The organism is Neptuniibacter sp. QD34_54 (assembly GCF_047778055.1).
GTDB lineage: Bacteria > Pseudomonadota > Gammaproteobacteria > Pseudomonadales > Balneatricaceae > Neptuniibacter.
Window position 1 is genome coordinate 572,319 of the sequence record NZ_CP180546.1, and the last position, 20,286, is coordinate 592,604.

Annotated in this window: 18 protein-coding genes; 17 read left to right on the plus strand and 1 reads right to left on the minus strand. The window is 44.9% G+C overall.

Going from position 1 to position 20,286, the window contains the following annotated elements; genetic code table 11:
- Nucleotides 1–38 precede the first annotated feature (38 nt).
- Nucleotides 39–3,986 carry a NahK/ErcS family hybrid sensor histidine kinase/response regulator gene (locus ACMXYP_RS02400; RefSeq protein ID WP_415883410.1) on the minus strand — a complete coding sequence of 1,316 codons (3,948 nt, stop codon included), beginning with the start codon at nt 3,984–3,986 and terminating at the stop codon, nt 39–41.
- Between the two features lie 326 nt (nt 3,987–4,312).
- On the opposite strand from ACMXYP_RS02400, the gene ACMXYP_RS02405 reads away from it, so the two are divergent.
- The 17 genes from ACMXYP_RS02405 to fliQ all read left to right on the plus strand — a co-directional run bounded on the left by ACMXYP_RS02405 (nt 4,313) and on the right by fliQ (nt 20,285).
- Nucleotides 4,313–4,573: a DUF4212 domain-containing protein gene (locus ACMXYP_RS02405; protein WP_415883411.1), complete on the plus strand. Its 261-nt coding sequence runs from the start codon at nt 4,313–4,315 to the stop codon at nt 4,571–4,573.
- A gap of 31 nt (nt 4,574–4,604) precedes the next feature.
- Nucleotides 4,605–6,413 carry a sodium:solute symporter family protein gene (locus ACMXYP_RS02410; protein WP_415883412.1) on the plus strand — a complete coding sequence of 603 codons (1,809 nt, stop codon included), beginning with the start codon at nt 4,605–4,607 and terminating at the stop codon, nt 6,411–6,413.
- A gap of 83 nt (nt 6,414–6,496) precedes the next feature.
- A complete protein-coding gene (locus ACMXYP_RS02415; protein ID WP_415883413.1) occupies nt 6,497–8,326 on the plus strand; it encodes a putative nucleotidyltransferase substrate binding domain-containing protein in 1,830 nt (609 codons plus the stop codon).
- A gap of 6 nt (nt 8,327–8,332) precedes the next feature.
- Nucleotides 8,333–8,962, plus strand: a complete 630-nt coding sequence (locus tag ACMXYP_RS02420) for a 3'-5' exonuclease (RefSeq protein ID WP_415883414.1) — start codon at nt 8,333–8,335, stop codon at nt 8,960–8,962.
- Between the two features lie 170 nt (nt 8,963–9,132).
- On the plus strand, nt 9,133–9,486 hold the full coding sequence (gene fliE / locus ACMXYP_RS02425; protein WP_415883415.1) for a flagellar hook-basal body complex protein FliE: 354 nt from the start codon (nt 9,133–9,135) through the stop codon (nt 9,484–9,486).
- Between the two features lie 30 nt (nt 9,487–9,516).
- On the plus strand, nt 9,517–11,181 hold the full coding sequence (fliF, locus tag ACMXYP_RS02430) for a flagellar basal-body MS-ring/collar protein FliF (protein ID WP_415883416.1): 1,665 nt from the start codon (nt 9,517–9,519) through the stop codon (nt 11,179–11,181).
- The gene (fliG, locus tag ACMXYP_RS02435; RefSeq protein WP_415883417.1) at nt 11,174–12,187 is read left to right on the plus strand and encodes a flagellar motor switch protein FliG; all 1,014 of its coding nucleotides are present in this window, start codon (nt 11,174–11,176) and stop codon (nt 12,185–12,187) included. The genes fliF and fliG overlap by 8 nt, the downstream gene beginning before the upstream one ends.
- Nucleotides 12,188–12,198: 11 nt before the next feature.
- Nucleotides 12,199–12,960 (plus strand): FliH/SctL family protein, encoded by a 762-nt coding sequence (locus ACMXYP_RS02440; RefSeq protein WP_415883418.1) that lies wholly within the window; start codon nt 12,199–12,201, stop codon nt 12,958–12,960.
- Nucleotides 12,953–14,350: a flagellar protein export ATPase FliI gene (gene fliI, locus ACMXYP_RS02445; protein ID WP_415883419.1), complete on the plus strand. Its 1,398-nt coding sequence runs from the start codon at nt 12,953–12,955 to the stop codon at nt 14,348–14,350. The genes ACMXYP_RS02440 and fliI overlap by 8 nt, the downstream gene beginning before the upstream one ends.
- Complete coding sequence (fliJ, locus tag ACMXYP_RS02450) at nt 14,347–14,790, plus strand: flagellar export protein FliJ (protein ID WP_415883420.1); 444 nt, start codon at nt 14,347–14,349, stop codon at nt 14,788–14,790. Before fliI ends, fliJ begins: the two co-directional genes overlap by 4 nt.
- A 53-nt stretch (nt 14,791–14,843) precedes the next feature.
- Nucleotides 14,844–16,610 (plus strand): flagellar hook-length control protein FliK, encoded by a 1,767-nt coding sequence (locus ACMXYP_RS02455; RefSeq protein ID WP_415883421.1) that lies wholly within the window; start codon nt 14,844–14,846, stop codon nt 16,608–16,610.
- Nucleotides 16,611–16,799: 189 nt separating this feature from the next.
- Nucleotides 16,800–17,324, plus strand: coding sequence for a flagellar basal body-associated FliL family protein (locus ACMXYP_RS02460; RefSeq protein WP_415883422.1), 525 nt, complete (start codon nt 16,800–16,802; stop codon nt 17,322–17,324).
- A 32-nt stretch (nt 17,325–17,356) separates the two neighbouring features.
- Complete coding sequence (fliM, locus tag ACMXYP_RS02465; protein WP_415883423.1) at nt 17,357–18,334, plus strand: flagellar motor switch protein FliM; 978 nt, start codon at nt 17,357–17,359, stop codon at nt 18,332–18,334.
- Nucleotides 18,335–18,369: 35 nt separating this feature from the next.
- On the plus strand, nt 18,370–18,810 hold the full coding sequence (fliN, locus tag ACMXYP_RS02470) for a flagellar motor switch protein FliN (protein ID WP_415883424.1): 441 nt from the start codon (nt 18,370–18,372) through the stop codon (nt 18,808–18,810).
- A 3-nt stretch (nt 18,811–18,813) separates the two neighbouring features.
- On the plus strand, nt 18,814–19,266 hold the full coding sequence (gene fliO, locus ACMXYP_RS02475) for a flagellar biosynthetic protein FliO (protein WP_415883425.1): 453 nt from the start codon (nt 18,814–18,816) through the stop codon (nt 19,264–19,266).
- Nucleotides 19,253–20,002 carry a flagellar type III secretion system pore protein FliP gene (fliP, locus tag ACMXYP_RS02480; protein WP_415883426.1) on the plus strand — a complete coding sequence of 250 codons (750 nt, stop codon included), beginning with the start codon at nt 19,253–19,255 and terminating at the stop codon, nt 20,000–20,002. Before fliO ends, fliP begins: the two co-directional genes overlap by 14 nt.
- Nucleotides 20,003–20,015: 13 nt before the next feature.
- Nucleotides 20,016–20,285, plus strand: a complete 270-nt coding sequence (fliQ, locus tag ACMXYP_RS02485; protein WP_415883427.1) for a flagellar biosynthesis protein FliQ — start codon at nt 20,016–20,018, stop codon at nt 20,283–20,285.
- Nucleotide 20,286: the final 1 nt, after the last annotated feature.

Below are 20,286 nucleotides of genomic sequence, written 5' to 3' on the forward strand. Positions count from 1 at the left end.
CTATGGCGCCTTTTTTATTGGTTGTGATTGGTTCAAGGTTATTTGTTTTCAGCTTCGCTAGCGCGTGCTGTGGCAATGGTTTTATTAATCATTGCTCGTAATGCCGCAGGGCGAATAGGCTTGGTTAATAGTTGTGATCCATAATCTTGGATTTCGTTCTTCACCTCTTCAGTGCGGTCAGCAGTGATAACGATGCTTGGTACTGGTTTATCCAACAGTGGTGCTAGGTCATCTAGAGCCATGATGCCTGTTAGTGTTTCTGAGAGGTGGTAATCAGCTAGAATGATCTCTGGCTGGAAATTCTCTGATTGAATTAGGTCGGTTGCTTCTTTAGAGGAAAGAGCGACTTTCACATCGCAGCCCCAGCCGTTAAGCAGTGCTGACATGCCTTCTAGGATCTTAGGTTCGTTGTCGATCACTATAGCTCGGATTCCGTTTAGGCCTTTACTGCGGATCCAGCCGCGTTTTTCGGGCTTTGGTTTAACCGCTTTGGTTCTGTCGCCAAGGGGGATCTCGACGCTGAATACGGTGCCTTTAGTCGGCCAAGAGCGGACATTAAGCTTGTGGCCCAGCATGCGAGCAATTCGTTCTGTAATCGCAAGCCCGAGACCTAGGCCTTGTACCTGAGAGTGCTTAGGGTTATCGATGCGTCTGAACTCTTCAAAGACCTCTTTGATTTTGTCTTCAGCTATGCCTACGCCTGTATCCCAGACTTCGATTCTAAGCATGTTTTTACGGCGACGGCATCCAAGCAGAATCTTGCCCTCTTGTGTATAGCGCATAGCGTTCGATAGGAAGTTTTGGATGATTCGTCTTAGGAGCTGTTGGTCCGAGCGTACAACCTTGTTGCATTGTACAGTTCGGAACTTAAGCGACTTTTTATCGGCGACTGCGGTAAATTCAGTATTTAATGCACTAAGCATATCATCCAGAGAAAAGTCCGTAATGGATGGCGCAAGTGCACCAGCATCTAGTTTGGATATATCTAGGATCGCGGTGATAAGCTCCTCAGCGGCAGTTAGAGAGCCGTTAAGGTTTTCTACCAGCTGGCTGGTCTCTTCGCTATGGCTTTGCTGAGCTAAGGCTGATGTGAATAAGCGCGCAGCATTAAGTGGCTGTAATAAGTCGTGGCTGGCAGAAGCTAGGAATCTGGTCTTACCCAAGTTCGCGTCATCAGCATCAGACTTGGCTTGACGGAGCTCGTCTTCCATTAAGGAGCGAATCGTATTTTCTTTTCGTAGCTCTTTGTTAACAACAGAGAGTGCGTGAGTACGTTCACGTACCCGTTGTTCTAGCGTCTCATTGGTCTCTTTCAGCGCTAACTCAGCTTTACGGCGCTCAGTAATGTCTTGGTAGAGAGTGAAGTAACCCAGTACATCGCCATATTCGCCAATGTGCGGGATGTATTTAACCTCGGCATAGCGAGGCTGGCCGCTGTCACTCGGAAGCGTGGTTTCAAAGCGCTGACGTTTGCCTGCGAGAGCAGCGGTTATATAAGGGCTTCTAAGCTCGTACTCATCTTCGCTCATTGTCTTGTAGCAAGGTTGACCTGAGATGGTATTGCGATCAAGGCCAAATGTGTCGGCATAGGCTTTGTTGATGAACAGGTAGCGTCTCTCTGGATCAAGGTAGGCAATTAGTACCGGTACATTATCGGTGTAGATCCTAATGTTTTGCTCACTTTCCCTTAGTGCCTCTTCGACATGCTTATGATCTGTGATATCCATGTAGGTGTTTACGTAGCCACCATTTGGCATTGGGTTACCACGCACTTCTAGAACGGTGCCGTCCGGGCGGAAACGTTCGTAGCTATGTCGCTTGCCGGATTTTAGGACTTTTAAACGCTTGGTCACTTGTTCATCGTTGTTGCCTGGGCCATATTCGCCTTTCATGGCGTTATAACGGAACACTTCCTCGATCGGGCGGCCAACGCAGATGAGGCCTTCTGGGTAATCAAACATCTCCACGTATACGCGGTTCCAGGCAACAAGTCGCATTTGTTGGTCCACTACGCTGATACCTAGGCTGATATTTTCAATGGTCGATTGCAGGAGTGAGCGGTTAAAGCGTAGTGCTTGTGAGGCTTCGTCAACAATGGTTACGACATCACCGATATGCATGTCTTTGCCGCGTAAAGTTGAGGCTAACACGATGCGTGCAGAAGATGCGCCGATTACGCCGGCTAAAAGGCGTTCGGTAAACTGCACTAATTCAGGGGTCGCTTTATCGCCTGATAAAGGTGGTTCTTCTCCGTGTTGCAGTGCGAAGCCGGTAAAGGAATGTTGAGTTCTGCTAATACCTAAGAAGCGCTCAGTAAGCATTTGTAGATCGCCGACTGTTACCTGCCCATATTGGCGTGTGGCTTCAGTTAAATCCTTGTTGTAAACATCAACAAAAGCGCTGGCTTGAATACGGTCAACAAGGCGTAAGCTTGTGTATTTGGAGACTAAGAAATACAGCGCGGTATTAAAGAATAGAGACCAGAAAACGCCGTGAGTTAGAGGTTCTAAGCCTTCAATGCCGAATAACTGGGTGGGTTTAAGCCATTCAATACCAAAGATACTGTTATTTAAGTATTCAGGGCCAAGCAAGCCTGCTTCACTAAATGATGGTAGTACTAATGTGTATAGCCATAGAAGGAAGCCGCCTGTTAAGCCAGCAAGCACCCCGTGCCGAGATCCTGCCTTCCAATATATACCGCCAATGATCGCTGGAAGGAATTGTGCGGCCGCAACAAAAGCAAGTAGACCGAATGAGGCGAGAGGGGATTGCTCACCTAGAATTCGATAGTAGAAGTACGCCAGAATCATTAAGCACATGATGGTGATTCGACGGACTTTGAGTAGGAGTGCACCGACATCGTTAGTGTCGGATAGGCGTAGCCAAGAGATGCGGAAAAGAAGTGGCATCACGATGTCGTTACAGACCATTGTGGATAAAGTGATGCTGGCAACAATAACCATACTCGTAGAAGCTGAAAGGCCACCAATGAAAGCAAAGGTGGCGAGTTCTTTATAGTCTGCAGCTAAGGGCAGCATCAAAACGTAAGTGTCTGCGTCGACGCTGGTGTTCTCGAAATAAAGCATGCCCGCAGTAGATATAGGTAGTACAAAGATTGCTAGCAGGATGAGATAGATCGGAAACAGCCAGCGAGCAAGTTTTAAGTGGCCTGTATTGGTGTTTTCTACAATCGTTACGTGGAATTGGCGTGGCAAACAGATTACCGCTGCGCAGGCGAGTAATATCTCTGTCAAAAAACTGTCGTCTAGAAATGATGAGTAATTGGAATTGTTATTGAGCTGAGTGGCTATGTTGTAGGCGAGGTCTTCGAAACCGTCGAATACCTCAAGCATAACGAAAATACCAACAGCGATAAACGCTGTTAGTTTGACAATGGATTCAAAAGCAACTGCTAATACCAAGCCTTCGTGGTGCTCGGTGGCATCAATCTGCCGAGTACCAAATAGTATGGCGAAGATCGCCATTACAATCGCAACGAAAAGGGCAGTATCGCTACCCTTACTGATAACTTCTTCTGTCCCAGGTGTAAGTGCGTTATAACTGATGGCCACCGCTTTAAGCTGCATGGCGATGTAAGGCATAGTGCCTGTAACCGCAATGATGGTGACGAGTACTGCTAAAGCTTGGCTCTTACCATATCTCGAAGAGATAAAGTCTGAAATTGTAGTGATGTTCTGCTGCTTACTGATGAGAATCATCTTCTCAATAAGGCGCCAGCCAAATACAAAGACGATGACAGGTCCTAGGTAGGTAGCTAAAAACTCCCAGCCGCTGGTGGTTGCTCGTCCTACAGCACCGTAAAAAGTCCATGAGGAGCAGTAAACTGCAAGAGATAGGGAATAGATGATTGGTCGGCTGATAATGCGATCATTCTTTTGCGCACTTTTGTCACCATAGTGTGCAATGGCGAATAGAAGGCCAAGGTAGGTGAAAGAGATAAGAATTATCGACCAGCCAGAAAGCATCATGCATTCCTTAATGAATAGTAAAAACAGATGTGTTGCTAGTTTACTTAATTTTCACAGGAACCCAACAATTGTCTGAATGGAGTAGTTGTGGCTTTTCTAAATTAGGGTCGGCAGTGTTAATACCTTTGTCTAGAGTTTTTTGTGGTCTTTTACTACTCAATATCGAGGAAATGCCGTAATACGGCGCTTTGAAGCGACTTTTTAATAGCTTAGAGGAAAGTTGAGTCGACTAAAGTTTAGCTTTGTTTGGCTGCGCTGTTTGTTAGTCTCTTACAGTCTTAAATTTTCACCAATTTTTAAATAACAAAAATAAGGATGGTGTTATGTCAATCAGTAATGAGCAGGCGCAAGCCTACTGGCGTGAAAACTTGCGCATCATTATGACTCACCTCGCGATTTGGTTCGTAGTTTCCTACGGCTGCGCGATCTTGTTTGTCGAACAGCTTAATGCGATTCCGTTCTTCGGCTTCCCACTAGGTTTCTGGTTCGGCCAGCAAGGGTCAATCTTCGTATTCGTCATCTTGATCTGGACATACGTGTTCAGCATGAACAAGCTTGACGAGAAGTATGACGTTCACGAATAACAATAATAATTTCTATTAGGACGGCATTGCTATGAGTCTCGACGTTTTAACATTTCTCTTTGTAGGCGGCTCCTTTGCGCTATATATCGGTATTGCGATATGGGCGCGTGCAGGATCGACTAAAGAATTCTACGTTGCGGGCGGTGGTGTACCACCGGTTGCTAACGGTATGGCGACTGCTGCTGACTGGATGTCTGCTGCATCGTTTATCTCCCTGGCTGGCTTGGTTTCCTTCGTTGGCCGTGACGGTTCTGCTTATCTAATGGGCTGGACTGGTGGTTACGTACTACTAGCACTATTGCTAGCACCTTACCTACGTAAGTTTGGTAAGTTCACAGTACCTGACTTCATCGGTGACCGTTACTACTCTTCTACTGCACGTACAATCGCAGTAGTTTGTACTATCGTAATCTCTTTCACTTACGTAGCTGGTCAGATGCGTGGTGTTGGTATCGTATTCTCTCGTTACCTACACGTTGACATCAACACTGGTGTAGTTATCGGTATGGCGATCGTATTCTTCTACGCTGTACTAGGTGGCATGAAAGGTATTACTTATACTCAGGTTGCTCAGTACGTTGTATTGATTCTTGCGTTCACAGTACCAGCATTCTTCCTATCTGCTCAGGTTACAGGTCACTTCCTACCACAAATTGGTTTGGGTGCGACTCTGGACAGTGGTATGTCTGTATTGGCTACTCTTGACCAATTGTCAGTAGATCTTGGCTTCCATCAGTACACTGACGGTAAGAAATCGACTATCGATCTATTCTTCCTAACAGTTGCTCTGATGTGCGGTACTGCTGGTCTTCCACACGTAATCGTACGTTTCTTCACAGTACCTCGCGTAAAAGATGCTCGTCTATCTGCTGGTTGGGCACTAATCTTCATCGCGCTACTTTACACTGCGGTTCCTGGTGTAGCTGGTTTCGGTCGTGTAAACCTTATCCAGACTATCAACGGTGCTGACGGTACAGGTACTGCGTACTCTGAAATGCCTGCATGGTTCAAAAACTGGGAGAACACTGGTCTTCTAGGTTGGACTGACCGTAACGGTGACGGCAAAGTACAGTACGCTGCTGGCGCTGCGTTCGATGCGAAGAAAGGTAAGCCTGCATTTACAGAAGAGCGTGGCGAATACGGTCAGCGTATTGCTACCAATGCTAAAGCAGGTGCAGAGTTTGATGCGGCTAAACAGCCATTTGCAAACGAAGTATACGTAGACCGTGACATCATGGTACTAGCTAACCCAGATATCGCTCAGCTTCCAAACTGGGTAATCGCTCTGGTAGCTGCTGGTGCGGTAGCTGCGGCACTATCAACTGCAGCAGGTCTGTTGTTGGTAATCTCTACAGCAATCTCGCATGACTTGATGAAGAAAACCATCAATCCAAATATCTCTGATAAGCAGGAGCTTATGTACGCTCGTCTGGCTGCTATCGTGGCAATCTGTATCGCAGGTTACTTCGGTATCAACCCTCCAGGCTTCGTGGCACAGGTTGTAGCCCTAGCCTTCGGTCTGGCATGTGCGTCCGTATTCCCAGCTATCATCATGGGTATCTTCTGGAAGCGTCACACTTCTCAAGGTGCGATTGCAGGTATGCTAGTAGGTCTTATCACTACTATGTGCTACATGTACTACTTCGCATTCGGTGGCGGTACTCCATCTGAATACATCATGGGTATCTCTCCAGGTGGCTTCGGTACTGTAGGTGCGATCCTTCATATCATCGTTGGTTTCGTAGTATCCAACATGACTGAAGAACCACCACAGGAAATCCAGGATATCGTAGAAGATCTACGTATCCCACGTGGTGCTGGTGCTGCTCACGATCACTAAGATCGATTAGATAAATCTAAAAAAAGGGCGCCCAGCGTAGGTTGGAGCGCCCTTTTCTTTTTCCTACAAAGAGGATGTTGGAAATGCCTGATTCTTTCAAAATGACAAATTTGCCATTCAGTTTACTGGATGAGAAAGAGCAAGATTTACTCCGTTCAAGCCTAGATATTGGTTACTACCAAAAAGGCGAGTACATCATGACGGCGGGTGAAGAGCCCGAAGGCGTCTTTGTTATTTTTAAAGGAAAGGTAGGGGAAAGCGAAGTTCAGGAAGAGGGTAGTGATACACCTGAACATGTCTTTGTTCACTATACCAATGAGGATTACTTTGGCGGTTGGTCTGCTATTCGGGGTAAAGCAATTCACAATTTTATCGCCGAAGAAGAGACTATCTGTCATATCTTACCGACTAAGATTCTATTGGATCTTATGTCTACAAACGGCTTATTTGCTGATTATTTTCAGCAAAACCTGTCAGCTAAAACAGAGATCGTTCAGCAGCACGGCAAAGAGCAGGACATGGCTGAATTCATGTTGGCTAAAGTGTCTGACGGTCTAGTGCGAGAGCCGTTGGTTATCCTTGAAGGAACATCTATTCGCGAAGCAACTCTGCTTATGCGCGAGAAAAAGGCAGATTGTATTCTGGTAAAGCGTGGTAATCGTTACGGTATGGTTACCGGCACGGATCTATTAGATGCTGTGGTGGTTAATGAGCTGGCTATGGACACTGATTTGGCAGAAATCGCTAGCTATCGCTTAATCACCGTTAGGCCAGATGATTACCTGTTTAACGCTTTGATCATAATGACTCAACAGCATATTGAGCGTGTTGTTGTGATGAAGGATGGAGAAATGTCAGGCATTGTCGAGCTGACAGATGTATTGAGTTATTTCTCCAGTCATTCTCATGTGATTGGTTTACGAATTGAGCGCGCGCAAACGGTTGAAGATTTAAAAGAAGCTGAAAAAGGCTTGGATGATTTGATTAAGGCGCTTGTGTCGCAAGGCGTTAAAACTCGTTTTGTGATGGATCTACTGGCCGCAATGAACGGCCGTATTATTGCCAAATTGTTCAACATTATGATCCCAAGTGATATGCAGCCGCATGTGTGTTTGTTAGTGATGGGTTCCGAAGGGCGTGGTGAGCAGATCATGAAAACGGACCAGGATAACGCCATTATTCATAGGGATGGTTTGGTTTGGCCTGAGATGACTGAAACGCTGAATTGTTTCAGTCAGACTTTGATCGAATTTGGCTTTCCCCCTTGCCCGGGTAACATCATGGTATCGAATCCTGATTGGGTTAAATCTCTGGGTGGCTGGACGCAAATGTTAGGTGATTGGGCTGATCGATGCGATGGCGATGCGCAGATGAATCTAGCTATTGCTGTTGATGCTAAGCCTGTAGCAGGTAACCCAGCTATCTTTAAAGCTAGCCGAAACTGGTTTATGAGACATTTACGTAATAATGATGTCTTCTTCTCTCATTTCGCTAAAGCTTCTCTTGAGTTTGATACGCCTCTGACTTTCTTTGGTAACTTAAAAGATAAAGGTCAGTTAGATATTAAGAAAGGCGGGATATTCCCAATTGTGCATGGGATTCGCACGATAGCTCTAGAACATCGCATTAAAGTGACAAATACCTTTGAGCGTATAGAGGCTTTGACTGAACTTGGTCAGCTTAAAGAAAAACATGGTAGAGAGATAGCGGAGGCTTTGAGTCTATTTATTAGTCTTCGATTAAGACAGCAAGTTAAACGTATGGAAAGCAGTGAAACGGGGCACGACCAAACCCCAAATATTATTGATTTGCAGTCCTTAGATAAGCTTGAAAGAGAGCTGCTACGAGATGCGTTACATATTGTTAAAGGCTTTAAAAAGCATCTGGAGCTTAGGTATCACCTTGGAGGGTAAGTTTTAATGATCATACCCAGAGCGGTAAGAAGAATAAAAGAGAAGTATGACCATAAATCTGGTCCTTATGCGCACCTGTTCGATGCTTATGATGGTGATGAGGTTGTTTCTTTAGATTGTGAAACGACTAGTCTCGATGTGAAGCAAGGTGAAATTGTATCGATTGGTGCGGTTAAGATTAAAGGTAAAAAGGTTCTTACGAGTGATCGTTTGGATATTAAGCTTAAGCCACCCAAATCACTGACGGGTGAGTCTATTAAGATTCATAAGATACGTGAAAGTGATTTGGCTGAAGGCATTGATATAGAGGATGCGCTTGAGCAGGTTTTAGAGTTTGTCGGTAATCGTCCAATTCTTGGTTACTATGTTAACTACGATATTAGGATGTTGGATAAATTCATTCGACCCCAATTTGGTTTTGGCTTGCCGAATAAGGCGATTGAGTTGTCCCATGTCTATCACGATATTATTAAATGGAAATCTGTAGGCGGTAATGTCGATCTGCGTTTCGATACGATTTCCAAAAAGTTAGATATCCCGATGCTTGAGAGGCATACAGCTATTGGTGATGCTTTAACCGTGGCGCTGATGTATGTGCGACTAAAATATGGCGATCCTCCAGAAGCTCATTATTAATTAGACGTCAAAAGAATAGCGGGCCATTGGCCCGATTTTTGCTTTTATCTACATATAAAAAGTAAAATCAAGCATGAATAGACAAAAAAATGTCGTTTTCTTCTTGGTTTTTACCTTGATGAAGTAAATTGACAGTTTATAATGTCAATAAATTGCCGTTGGGTGTGGTTATGGTAGATAGAGCTGACATAAATAGTGTTCTGATGCAGATGAGGACAATTAAGACTCAAGTGCAGAGTGTCTCTCCAGAAATGATGTCAGGTATGGTCTCTGAGCCAGGTGCTGTTAAACCCTCTGATCGTACGGGATTCGGTGATATTTTGAAAAATGCGGTAGATGCTGTGAGTGAGACTCAAGCAGATGCCAAAAAAATGGCAGTGGCATATGAAAAGGGTGATCCTACTATCGATCTCCCGCAAGTAATGATCGCTGCAGAAAAAGCTTCAGTCTCGTTTCAAGCGATGACACAGGTACGAAATCGATTAGTTTCGGCCTATGAAGATGTAATGAAGATGCCAATATAACAATAAATAGAATTAACGGGATAAGTGGCAGTGGCAGATAGCGCAGAAACATTAAGCGGAAGCCCAATGCTTGGCTTTAATAAACTGAGTATTGTTAGGCAGATTGGTTTGATGGTTGGTCTAGCGGCAAGTGTCGCTATTGGTTTTGCTGTTGTTTTGTGGTCGCAAAAGCCAGATCAGCGTGTTCTATTTAGTAATCTTAATTTCTCTGATGCTAACCAGATTATAGAGCAGCTACGCCTTTATAATGTCCCTTACAAGTTTGATGCAGATGGCCGAGCTATTTTGGTTCCGGATGAATATGTTCATCAGGCTAGACTTAAGCTTGCTTCTGAAGGTTTTACTGCTGATAAAACAGTGGGCTTTGAAATTCTAGATCGTGAGCAAAGCCTAGGCACCAGTCAGTTCATGGAAACGACAAAATATCGTCGTGGTCTTGAAGGTGAATTGGCTCGGACAATTTCCAGTATGACTGCTGTGCGCAATGCGCGTGTTCACTTAGCTATTCCAAAAGATACGGTTTTTATCCGTGATACCCGTAAGCCGACAGCATCTGTATTCCTTGAGTTATTCTCTGGGCGTCAACTAGAGCGTGATCAGGTTGCATCTATTGCTAACTTGGTGGCTTCAAGTATTCCAGCGTTAAACGTTAAAGATGTGACTGTTGTGGATCAGCGCGGCCGTTTACTAAATATGCGTGATAAAGACGTTAATGTTGTTTTAGCTGCTAAGCAATTGGAGTACACGCGTAATTTAGAAGAAACGATGCTCAACCGTGTAAACAGTATCCTTCAGCCGGTTGTAGGTATGGGGCGCTTCCGTGCAGAAGTGTCAGCAGATGTTGATTTTACAGCAGTCGAACAAACTGACGAATTATATAACCCTGATCTTCCAGCGCTTCGTAGTGAGCAGACAATGGATGAGTCAAGGGTTGGTGGTGCTGCACCAGTCGGTGTGCCAGGCGCATTGTCTAATCAGCCTCCTGGGCCGAGCAGTGTACCTGAAGAAGCATCAGGCGAGGGGGTGTTGGCCAACAACGGTGCGCCGGGTTCTTCTCGTAAACAAGCGACGCGTAACTTTGAATTAGACCGTACTATTAGCTATACCAAACATCAGCAAGGTCGTGTGCGTCGTTTAACTGTTGCGGTTGTCGTTGATGATCTTTCGAGTGTAGACCCATCCTCCGGTGATACTAAACGTACACCTTGGCAGCAAAATGAGTTGGAGCGTCTGCGCATTTTGGTTCAAGATGCCGTTGGCTACTCTGCGTTACGTGGAGATAGTGTAAATGTTGTTAATACTCCGTTTGTACCTGAACAACCTATTGTTACTGAAGATTTGCCTATTTGGGAGCAGGAATGGATTTGGGATATCGTTAAGCAAGTAATGGCAGCGGTATTCGTACTTGTTCTTGTTTTCGGTATATTGCGCCCTATCCTTAAAAACCTTGCTTCAGCAGGAACTGCGGGCAATGTGGCTGGTCTGGGTGCTGCAGGTGAAGTTTCTGCAGAGTTGGAAGGCCTTGATGGAGGCGAGTTCTCATCTGATTCGGTTACTTTTGGTAGCGATGATGGTCTTTTACCAACGCCAAATGAAAGCTTTGATTATCAGTTGAACGCGATTCGTAGTATGGTTGCGGAAGATCCTGCGCGTGTTGCGCAGGCTGTGAAGCAATGGGTAGGTAACGATGAGTGATGAGGCAAGTCAGGGTGAATTCAGTGAGATAGATAAAGCTGCAATTCTTCTGATTAGCTTAGGTGAAGCCGATGCTGCTGAAATCCTGAAACATATGGGCCCTAAAGAGGTTCAGATGATTGGGGAGGCAATGGCTCAACTGAATAATATTCCACAGACAAAGGTGGAATCAGTTGTTGGTGACTTTATGGGTTTGGTAAGTGATCAAACCGGTATTGGAATTAACAACGATATCTATATTCGTTCAATGCTTAATCAGGCCTTGGGCGAAGAGAAAGCAAAAACTCTCCTTGATCGGATTTTGATGAGTACGAATACATCTGGTCTAGATACTCTTCGCTGGATGGAGCCTCGTCAAATTGCTGAAATTATCCGGTACGAACACCCGCAGATTCAGGCAGTTGTTTGTGCTTATCTTGAACCGGATGCTGCAGCCGGTGTGCTGGGTTTCTTTGATGATAAACAGCGCCTAGATATTTTGATGCGTGTTGCTGCATTAGATCGTATCCAGCCGCAAGCATTACAAGAGCTAAATGATATTCTTGAACGTCAATTTGCGGGTGCAAGTGGTGCTAGTTCTGCAACTCTTGGTGGCATTAAAAATGCTGCTGATATTATGAACTTTATTGATTCGAGTATTGAAGCTGAGTTGATGGAAGGGATTAAAGAGAGTGATGAAAATCTTGCTACGACGATCTCTGACCTGATGTTTGTATTTGAAAATCTACAAGATGTAGAGGATCAGGGTATCCAAGCAATTCTTCGAGAGGTTTCAACTGACGTATTGGTTGTTGCGCTGAAAGGTGCTGATGTTGCTCTTCAAGAAAAAGTATTCCGTAATATGTCTAAACGAGCTTCTGAATTGTTACGAGATGACCTTGAAGCTAAAGGTCCAGTTCGTGTTTCTGAGGTTGAAGAAGCACAGAAAGAAATTCTATCTGTGGCACGTCGTCTGGCTGATGAGGGTGAAATCATCCTTGGTGGCGGTGGTGAAGAGATGCTCTAGGCTAAGTGCGTATGTCTGAAAATAAAGGTTTTAAACGCATAAAAGCTGAAGAGGCTTCTGGGCTCGTAGGGTGGGAGCTGCCGCAAGTTGCAGGTCAGCATATAGTTGGCTTGCAGCAAAAAGATCCTGTTGAAGTAACAGTCGTTGAAGAAGTTATAGCCGCAGAAAAAATTACCCTAGCTGAACTGGAAGAGATTCGTGAAACAGCGCGAATTGAAGGTTTGGCTGCAGGGCTTGAAGAAGGGCGCCTTAAAGGGCTTGAAGAAGGTCGAGTTAAAGGGGCTGAAGAAGGAAAAGAGCAGGGATATAAAGAAGGATTTCAGCAAGGTGAAGCTGAAGTTCTGCGTCTTCAAGCCTTATTAGGCAATATGCTGTCTGAATTTGAGCTACCTTTAAAGCAGCAAACTGAAAAAATAGAAAAGCAGTTAGTTGATATGGTTGTTTCATTGGCTGAGGCTACTGTTGGAGCTGAGCTATCTGTTAGACAGGAGTTGTTGCTGCAGTCTATTAGTGGTTCGCTACGAAGTGTGCCAGAGCCTTTAGGTACAGTTGTTGCCAAAGTTAATAAGAATGATCTTCCTTATCTAGAGAAAATGCTGCTAATGCCAGGTGTTACCTTGGAATATCTTGTTGATGACAATATTTCTCAAGGTAGTTACGAGCTTCAAGCTGCAAGCACTGTAGTTGAGCATCATTTAGATCAGCATTTTGCGACAGTGGTTAAGCAGTTCCTTTCCAACGTAGAAAGTGATTCGGCGCAAGCTCATGAGTGAGTTACTGGATCGATTATCTAAATATCAAAAACATCGTCTAGACACGCCTCAGCCCCGAATTGAGGGGCGTATTACTCGTATGATTGGCCTAACAATTGAAGCGGTCGGTATTAAATGTGCTGTAGGTGAATGTTGTTATATAGAATTATCCCAAGATCAGCAGATCGAAGCTGAGGTTGTTGGTTTCTCTGGTGATCGTATCTATTTGATGCCGCTTTACCCTATTGAGGGTCTGCAATCTGGAACCAAAGTTATTGCCTTAAGTGCCTCGGGTAAAGTGCCTGTTGGTATGAGCCTTCTAGGCAGGGTGTTGAATGGGGTTGGTCAGCCTATTGATGGTAAAGGTCCTCTTCAACCTGAAGCGGAAACGGGCTTGGCTGGGGATATTATCAATCCATTATTGCGAGATCCTATTAAGCAAACCCTTGATGTTGGTATTCGGACCATTAATGGCTTACTTACTGTTGGTCGGGGTCAAAGGATGGGCCTGTTTGCTGGTAGTGGTGTAGGTAAATCTGTGCTGCTTGGTATGATGACTCGCTTTACTGAGGCCGAAGTCATTGTTGTGGGCTTAATCGGTGAGCGTGGTCGAGAAGTTAAAGAATTTATTGAGCATAGTTTAGGCGAGGAAGGTCTAAAGCGCTCAGTTGTTGTGGCCTCACCCGCAGATGACTCTCCATTAATGCGCTTGCGTGCATCTCAGCTATCTACTCGGATTGCAGAATACTTCAGGGATCAGGGTAAAAATGTTCTTTTGCTAATGGATTCCTTGACTCGATATGCGCAGGCTCAGCGTGAAATTGCGTTGGCTGTCGGGGAGCCGCCTGCAACAAAAGGCTACCCGCCTTCGGTATTCGCTAAAATTCCTAAATTGGTTGAGCGAGCAGGTAACGGTGAAGCTGGAAGTGGCTCAATTACTGCATTTTATACGGTGTTGACCGAAGGTGATGATCAGCAAGATCCGGTAGCAGACTCCGCTAGGGCGATTCTTGATGGGCATGTGGTATTGTCTCGTCGTTTGGCTGAGCAGGGGCATTACCCTGCAATCGATATCGAAGCCTCTATCAGTCGAGCTATGCCGCAAATTATTCAGCCTGATCATCTGCAGATGGCAATGCGCTTTAAGCAGTTATACTCTAAATATAGGCAGAATGAAGATCTGATTAATGTCGGAGCTTATGTCAAAGGTAGTGATCCTGACACTGATTTTGTTATGGATAACTTACCTTCGATGAATGCTTATTTAAGGCAGGGGATTAATGAGGCATTTCCTTTGCAGCAGTCTATGCAGCAAATGGTGATGATTCTGACTACTCCGCCAACACCTAATGCAGAGCCTGAACAGCAGCAATTGCGTCGACCTGTAGTAACTAATGGGCTGCAAAAATGAGTAAACGTTCCAAGCGCTTGCAGTTAGTTTTGGATCTGGCTGAAAAAAAGAAAAAACAAGCAGATCAGTTTTTAGCTGCGAGCCGTCAGCGTGTTGAGCAAGATCAGCGGACCATGGCTCAATTGGATGAGTATGTATCTGAATATCAGCAGAGTTACTTAGGGGCTCATGCTGAAGGTTGTACGGGTGCTCAATTGCACACTCAGCAGGCTTTTTTGGAAAAAATTCAACAAGCAAAATCGACTCAAGCGAATGCCATGGCCCAGAATAGAAGAGAGCTTCAAGCTGTTGAGCAGCATTGGAAAGCTGCATATGCGCGAATGAAGGGCCTACAGAAACTTACGGATAAGGCAATTCAGACTGAGCAGCTTGAAGAAGAAAAGGCGCTGCAGAAGCAATTAGATGAACGCTCTCAAACTATAAAAACACCTTTTATCTAGATTGGCCTCCATTTTGCTTTATTCAAATCAGGCAATATTAATAGGAGCCTGAAATGAGTGAGCAAGTATCCCCGTCTACTGGAGGCGGATTATTATCTCTTAATTTATCTATAACCCCTAAGGATTCGCCGTCTGTGGCCTCTGGGACTGTTCCTTTGTTAGGTGGTTTTGGTGCAGTTCTTAATCAGCAGGCCGACTCTAACGTCCCTGTTGCTAAGTTTTCTGGCGGCGGGATGTTGCCGCAAGAAGGGGATGTGTTGCCGCAGAAGTTAGACCAATTGCTGCCAGAAGAGCAAATGCAGGATCAGCTTCGTCAAATTGCACAGCTATTAGAGCAACAATCGGCTAAAGATTCTCAATTGCCTCCAGAGCTTAGTGCTGAGTTGGCAAGGGCGTTACGACAATACACTGAACAGCAGCCAATAATGCCGGTTAAAGGTGATAGTGAGAAAGAGGTAGGGACTCTTCCTTCAAATGCTGGTTCGGATAAAGTTGTTTCGGTTCCGAGTAACCCTGGTGTAGCTACGGTGGTTGGCGAGAATAAAGTTGTTATTACTCCTCCGCCGAAGACTGCTACATTAGATCCAAATGCAGAGGTTGATTCTACTCAGCAAGAAGTTGAAGCTTCGCGCGCTAATGCAAATTCCGCTCAAGCTTCTATTGAAGGGGCGGGTAATTCTCAAACTCAGCCGTCAGTAGATGTTAAGAGTACTGCCTCTAAAGCTTCAGCGGCTACATCTGCAAATTCAGTTCAACTCACTGAGGTTCAGGATTCGCATCAAAATTTAGTTGCGAAAGACAATGCAAATGCTGCAAATGTTACAAATGTTGCTGATGTTCCTGCTTCAAATATTCAAAATCAGCAAGCTACTCAGCAGTCTCTAAGTCAGCAAAATATTCAGCAATCTCAAGTTACAGTTAATGCTGCTGCGGATATGTCTAATTCACAGCAGGCAGTAGCTAATGATCCGTCCGTTAAGGTTGGTGTACCATCTGTAAATGCTCAGGCGGATATAAAGTCCGCTCCAGTTAAAGGTGAAAATCCAGTTGCCGGCACTGATGAAGTGAAGCTGTTTGACCCAACTGCAAGAAAGGTTGAAGTGGATGCTGCTAAATCAGCTAATCGTGCAGTAACAGAATCACCAGTATCTGTACAAGGCGCTAAATCGGATTTGGTTCTGAATCTCCAGACTGATAACAGTAGCATTAAAAAGATTGAATCCGCTTTGGATATGACTCAACAGCTGATGCAAAAAGTGGCTGCAAGTGAAAAAGGGGATGTGACAGCTACACAGGTAGTGGAGCGTTTGGCCTCAAATACTATTGGTCAGGTTAATTCTGCTTCGCCTACAGCGGCTCAAAAGGTTGTTACTGAGGGGCAAAATTTGATGATGCCTCAGAATGTTAAAGTGAATACGCCTGCTTGGAACAATGCGTTGGGCGAGCGAGCAATCATGATTGCCGCCCAAAATACGCGAGTCGCAGAGATTAAGTTAGACCCACCTGAGTTAGGGTCTCTGAATATTCGAGTGAATATCAATCAGGATCAGGTGAGTCTTAACTTTACCTCGCCTCATGCTCATGTAAGGGATGCGGTTGAACAAAGTTTGCCGAGATTACGTGAGATGTTTGCAGAGCAGGGCTTGGCGTTGCAGGATTCCTCTGTTTCTGATCAGTCCGCAGATCAGCAACGACGAGAGCAGTTTGCAGACGGCGATGGTTCTGGTAATCAATATGGAGGAGGCGTTGGTGCCGAAGGGGAAGAGGGGGCTAAACCAGAAAATGCTCGGTCGGTATCTCTTGTGGATTATTACGCGTAATTGAGCAGTTTGTGAGCTTTGTTTAGCTAATATAATCTATGCTTTTACAAGGCTCTTTGCTCTAAATAGTATTTTTGTGTGTTCTTGATCTTCAGCCTTAAAATCAGTGTGTTATATTAGGCGCAATACTGTTTAAGCGATATGTGGTTCATACTGTAGAGTATCGCGCTTTTTGTTGGAGATATAGAGATGGCTGAAGAGCAGGAAACAGGCGCTGAGGGCGGCGAAAAGAAATCATCTAAGCTCAAGTTGATCATCATTGCTGTGCTTGCGCTTGTTGTTGTCGGCGGTGGTGGTGCTGCAGCTGCTTTATTTTTCTTAGGTGGTGATAGTGAGTCTGCGTCTGAGGAAGCTGCGCCGGCTGAGCCTGTTCGAGCTGAGGCTATCTACACCAAAGTGAGAACTATGGGTGGTAAGCCGATGTTTGTTGTGACTCTGCAGTCAAATGATAACCGACCGCATTATATGCAATTGTATGTCGAGGCTAAGAGTCGCGATCAAGCTGTGGCTGATGCTTTAACCCTGCATATGCCTTTAATTGTTTCACGTCTAAATAATTTATATAGCACTCAAGAGTTCCGTACTCTGCAAACGGTTGAAGGTAAAGAGGCTTTGTTAGAAAGCTCTACTGAACTCGTGCGTGAAATTATGCAGGAAAAAATTGGTAAACCGGGTGTAGAAACAATCTTGTTTACTAACATGGTTATGCAGTAATGCTATTTGGGCTGATAGGAGATTATTCCTAAATGTCGGTCAAAGACTTACTTTCGCAAGATGAAATCGATGCTCTATTACATGGTGTCGATGATGGTGATGTTGAAACATCTGAAGAAGCGGAAGTAGAAGAAGGCGAAGTCCGAGGTTACGACCTTGCAAGTCATGAACGAATTGTTCGTGGCCGTATGCCTACGCTCGAAATGGTCAATGAGCGTTTTGCACGTTATACCCGTATAAGCCTTTTTAATCTGTTACGCCGCGCTGCTGATGTGACTGTGGGTGGTGTTCAGGTGATGAAGTACGGCGACTATATCCATACTTTGTATGTTCCTACCAGTATGAACCTAATTAGAGTCAATCCACTGCGTGGTACCGCTCTGTTTATTATGGATGCTAAGCTGGTATTTAAGCTGGTAGATAACTTTTTCGGTGGCGATGGTCGTCATGCTAAGATCGAAGGCCGAGAATTTACACCTACTGAAACACGCCTAATTCACAAAGCCTTAGAGCAATTCTTCATTGATCTGGAGGAGGCGTGGGCTCCAGTGAAAGACCTCACTTTCGAACATCTCGGTCATGAAATGAATCCGGCAATGGCAAATGTTATTAACCCTACTGAGGTTGTGGTTGTTAGTACCTTTCAGGTGGATTTGGAAGGTGGGTCGGGTGAGTTTCATGTGGCGATGCCGTATTCAATGTTGGAGCCAATTAGAGATGTTCTCGTATCTGGTTTCCAAAATAGCGAAGATGAAAAAGACGAGCGTTGGCAGATCGCTCTACAGCGAGATATTTTAATGGCCGGTTTGCCATTAGAGATGACGCTTGCACAGCAAGATATGACTTTACGTGATGTTTTGGAATTAGAGGCTGGTGATGTTATACCGATCGAACTGCCTGAAACGTTTGAGTTAAAAGCTAATAAAGTACCTGTTTATAATTGCACTATGGGTGTTTCCCGAGGGAATTTGGCCGTTAAAATAGTTGATCAAATCCAGCGCCCCAAGTAAATGTGCAAGCGATTGTATTAGAGTGAGCAAAAGCAATGAGTGATGAAACTGAAGACCAGCAAGCGTTAGCCGACGAATGGGCTGCGGCCATGGAAGAGCAGGTCACCGAAGAGGGTGGCGAAACTGTCGACCCTGATGCTTTGCTTGCCGAAACAGGTGTAACGGGTGATTCAGTTGAGTTAGATGAATTAACTGATGAAGGTACCCCAGTTACAGATCCTAAGCTTGATGTAATCTTGGATATTCCGGTCACGCTCTCTATGGAGGTAGGTCAAACGGATATTCCAATTAGTAATCTTTTACAGCTTAATCAGGGCTCTGTTATTGAGTTAGACCGCGTCGCGGGTGAGCCTTTGGATGTTATGGTTAATGGAACACTTATCGCACATGGTGAAGTGGTTGTTGTAAATGATCGTTACGGTATTCGTCTGACCGATGTGATCAGTCCTCAAGAACGAATCAAGCGTCTTAAGTAATCTATGCGTTCTTGGTTGTTATGCTTGCTTGTTATTATCTCGCCCACTGCTTTTGCGTTGGGTGTTGAAACTGCTTCGGGTGCAAAGCCTTCAGTCGTGCCTGCTGCAACCTATCAAGAGCCATTCTCTGCAGCTGCTTTCATGCAATTGTTATTAGGCTTGCTGTTTGTCATTGGCATGATTTTTATCCTTTCTTGGTGCTTTAAACGTTTTAGCGGTGTTACGCCAATGGCTCGCCATATGAAGGTCTTAAGCGTATTGCCTTTGAGTACACGTGAGAAAGCAGTGTTAGTCCAGGTTGGTGATAAGCAGCTATTACTAGGTGTGGCGCCAGGTCGTGTTTCTCATCTGCACGCTTTTGATGAGCCTATTGTTGATGATCAGCCGAGTGAGAGCTTTGCTGCACGCCTAGGAGAAGCTATTTCAAAGCGACGGAGCGTTGATGAGGCTGATTAAGTTAGTTTCAATTCTTCTTGCTTCCTTTCTTTTTCCGCATTTGGCTAGCGCCGCTGATGTGGGGATTCCGGCTGTAACGCTTACAACCGGAGAAAATGGTGAAAGTAATTACAGTGTGACACTTCAAGTGCTTGCACTCATGACAATGCTGACCTTCTTGCCAGCAATGCTCATGATGATGACCTCTTTTGCCCGTATTATCATTGTCTTTGCGATTCTTCGGCAGGCTTTAGGTTTGCAACAGACGCCGTCAAACCAGATTATGGTCGGTATGGCGATGTTTTTAACGTTGTTTATTATGACACCAGTGTTGGATAAGGTGTATGTGCAGGCTGTCACGCCTTATGTTAATGAAGAGATGGGTGTGTTTGAGGCGTTTCAAGCGGCAAGTGGGCCGTTTCGTGATTTTATGATGCTGCAAACCCGAGAGAGCGACCTTGATCTCTTTATGAGAATTTCCGGTAGTCCAGCCGTAGAAACAGCTGAGCAGATACCCTTTACCGTGCTTGTGCCTGCATTTGTAACCAGTGAATTAAAAACAGCATTCCAAATCGGTTTTATGCTGTTTATTCCTTTTTTGGTTATCGACTTGGTGGTTGCTAGTGTATTGATGGCTATGGGTATGATGATGCTATCACCAGTAATTATTTCTTTGCCGTTCAAAATTATGCTATTTGTATTAGTGGATGGTTGGGCGCTGGTGATTGGAACTTTAGCCGCCAGTTTTGGTATATAGCTAAGGAGGAGATATGACACCCGAAGTCGTACTTAGTCTCTTTGGCGAGGCGTTTTGGTTAATAGTCTTGATTGTTAGTGTCTTGATTGTGCCAAGCTTGATAGTGGGTCTAGCTGTATCAACCTTTCAAGCGGCTACACAGATTAACGAACAGACGTTGAGCTTTTTGCCTCGACTCATAATCACAATTCTTGTAATTATGTGGGCAGGTCCTTGGCTTTTAACCAAGTTGACTGAGCATTTCACTACTCTAGTGAAAAACATTCCTTACCTTATAGGTTAGC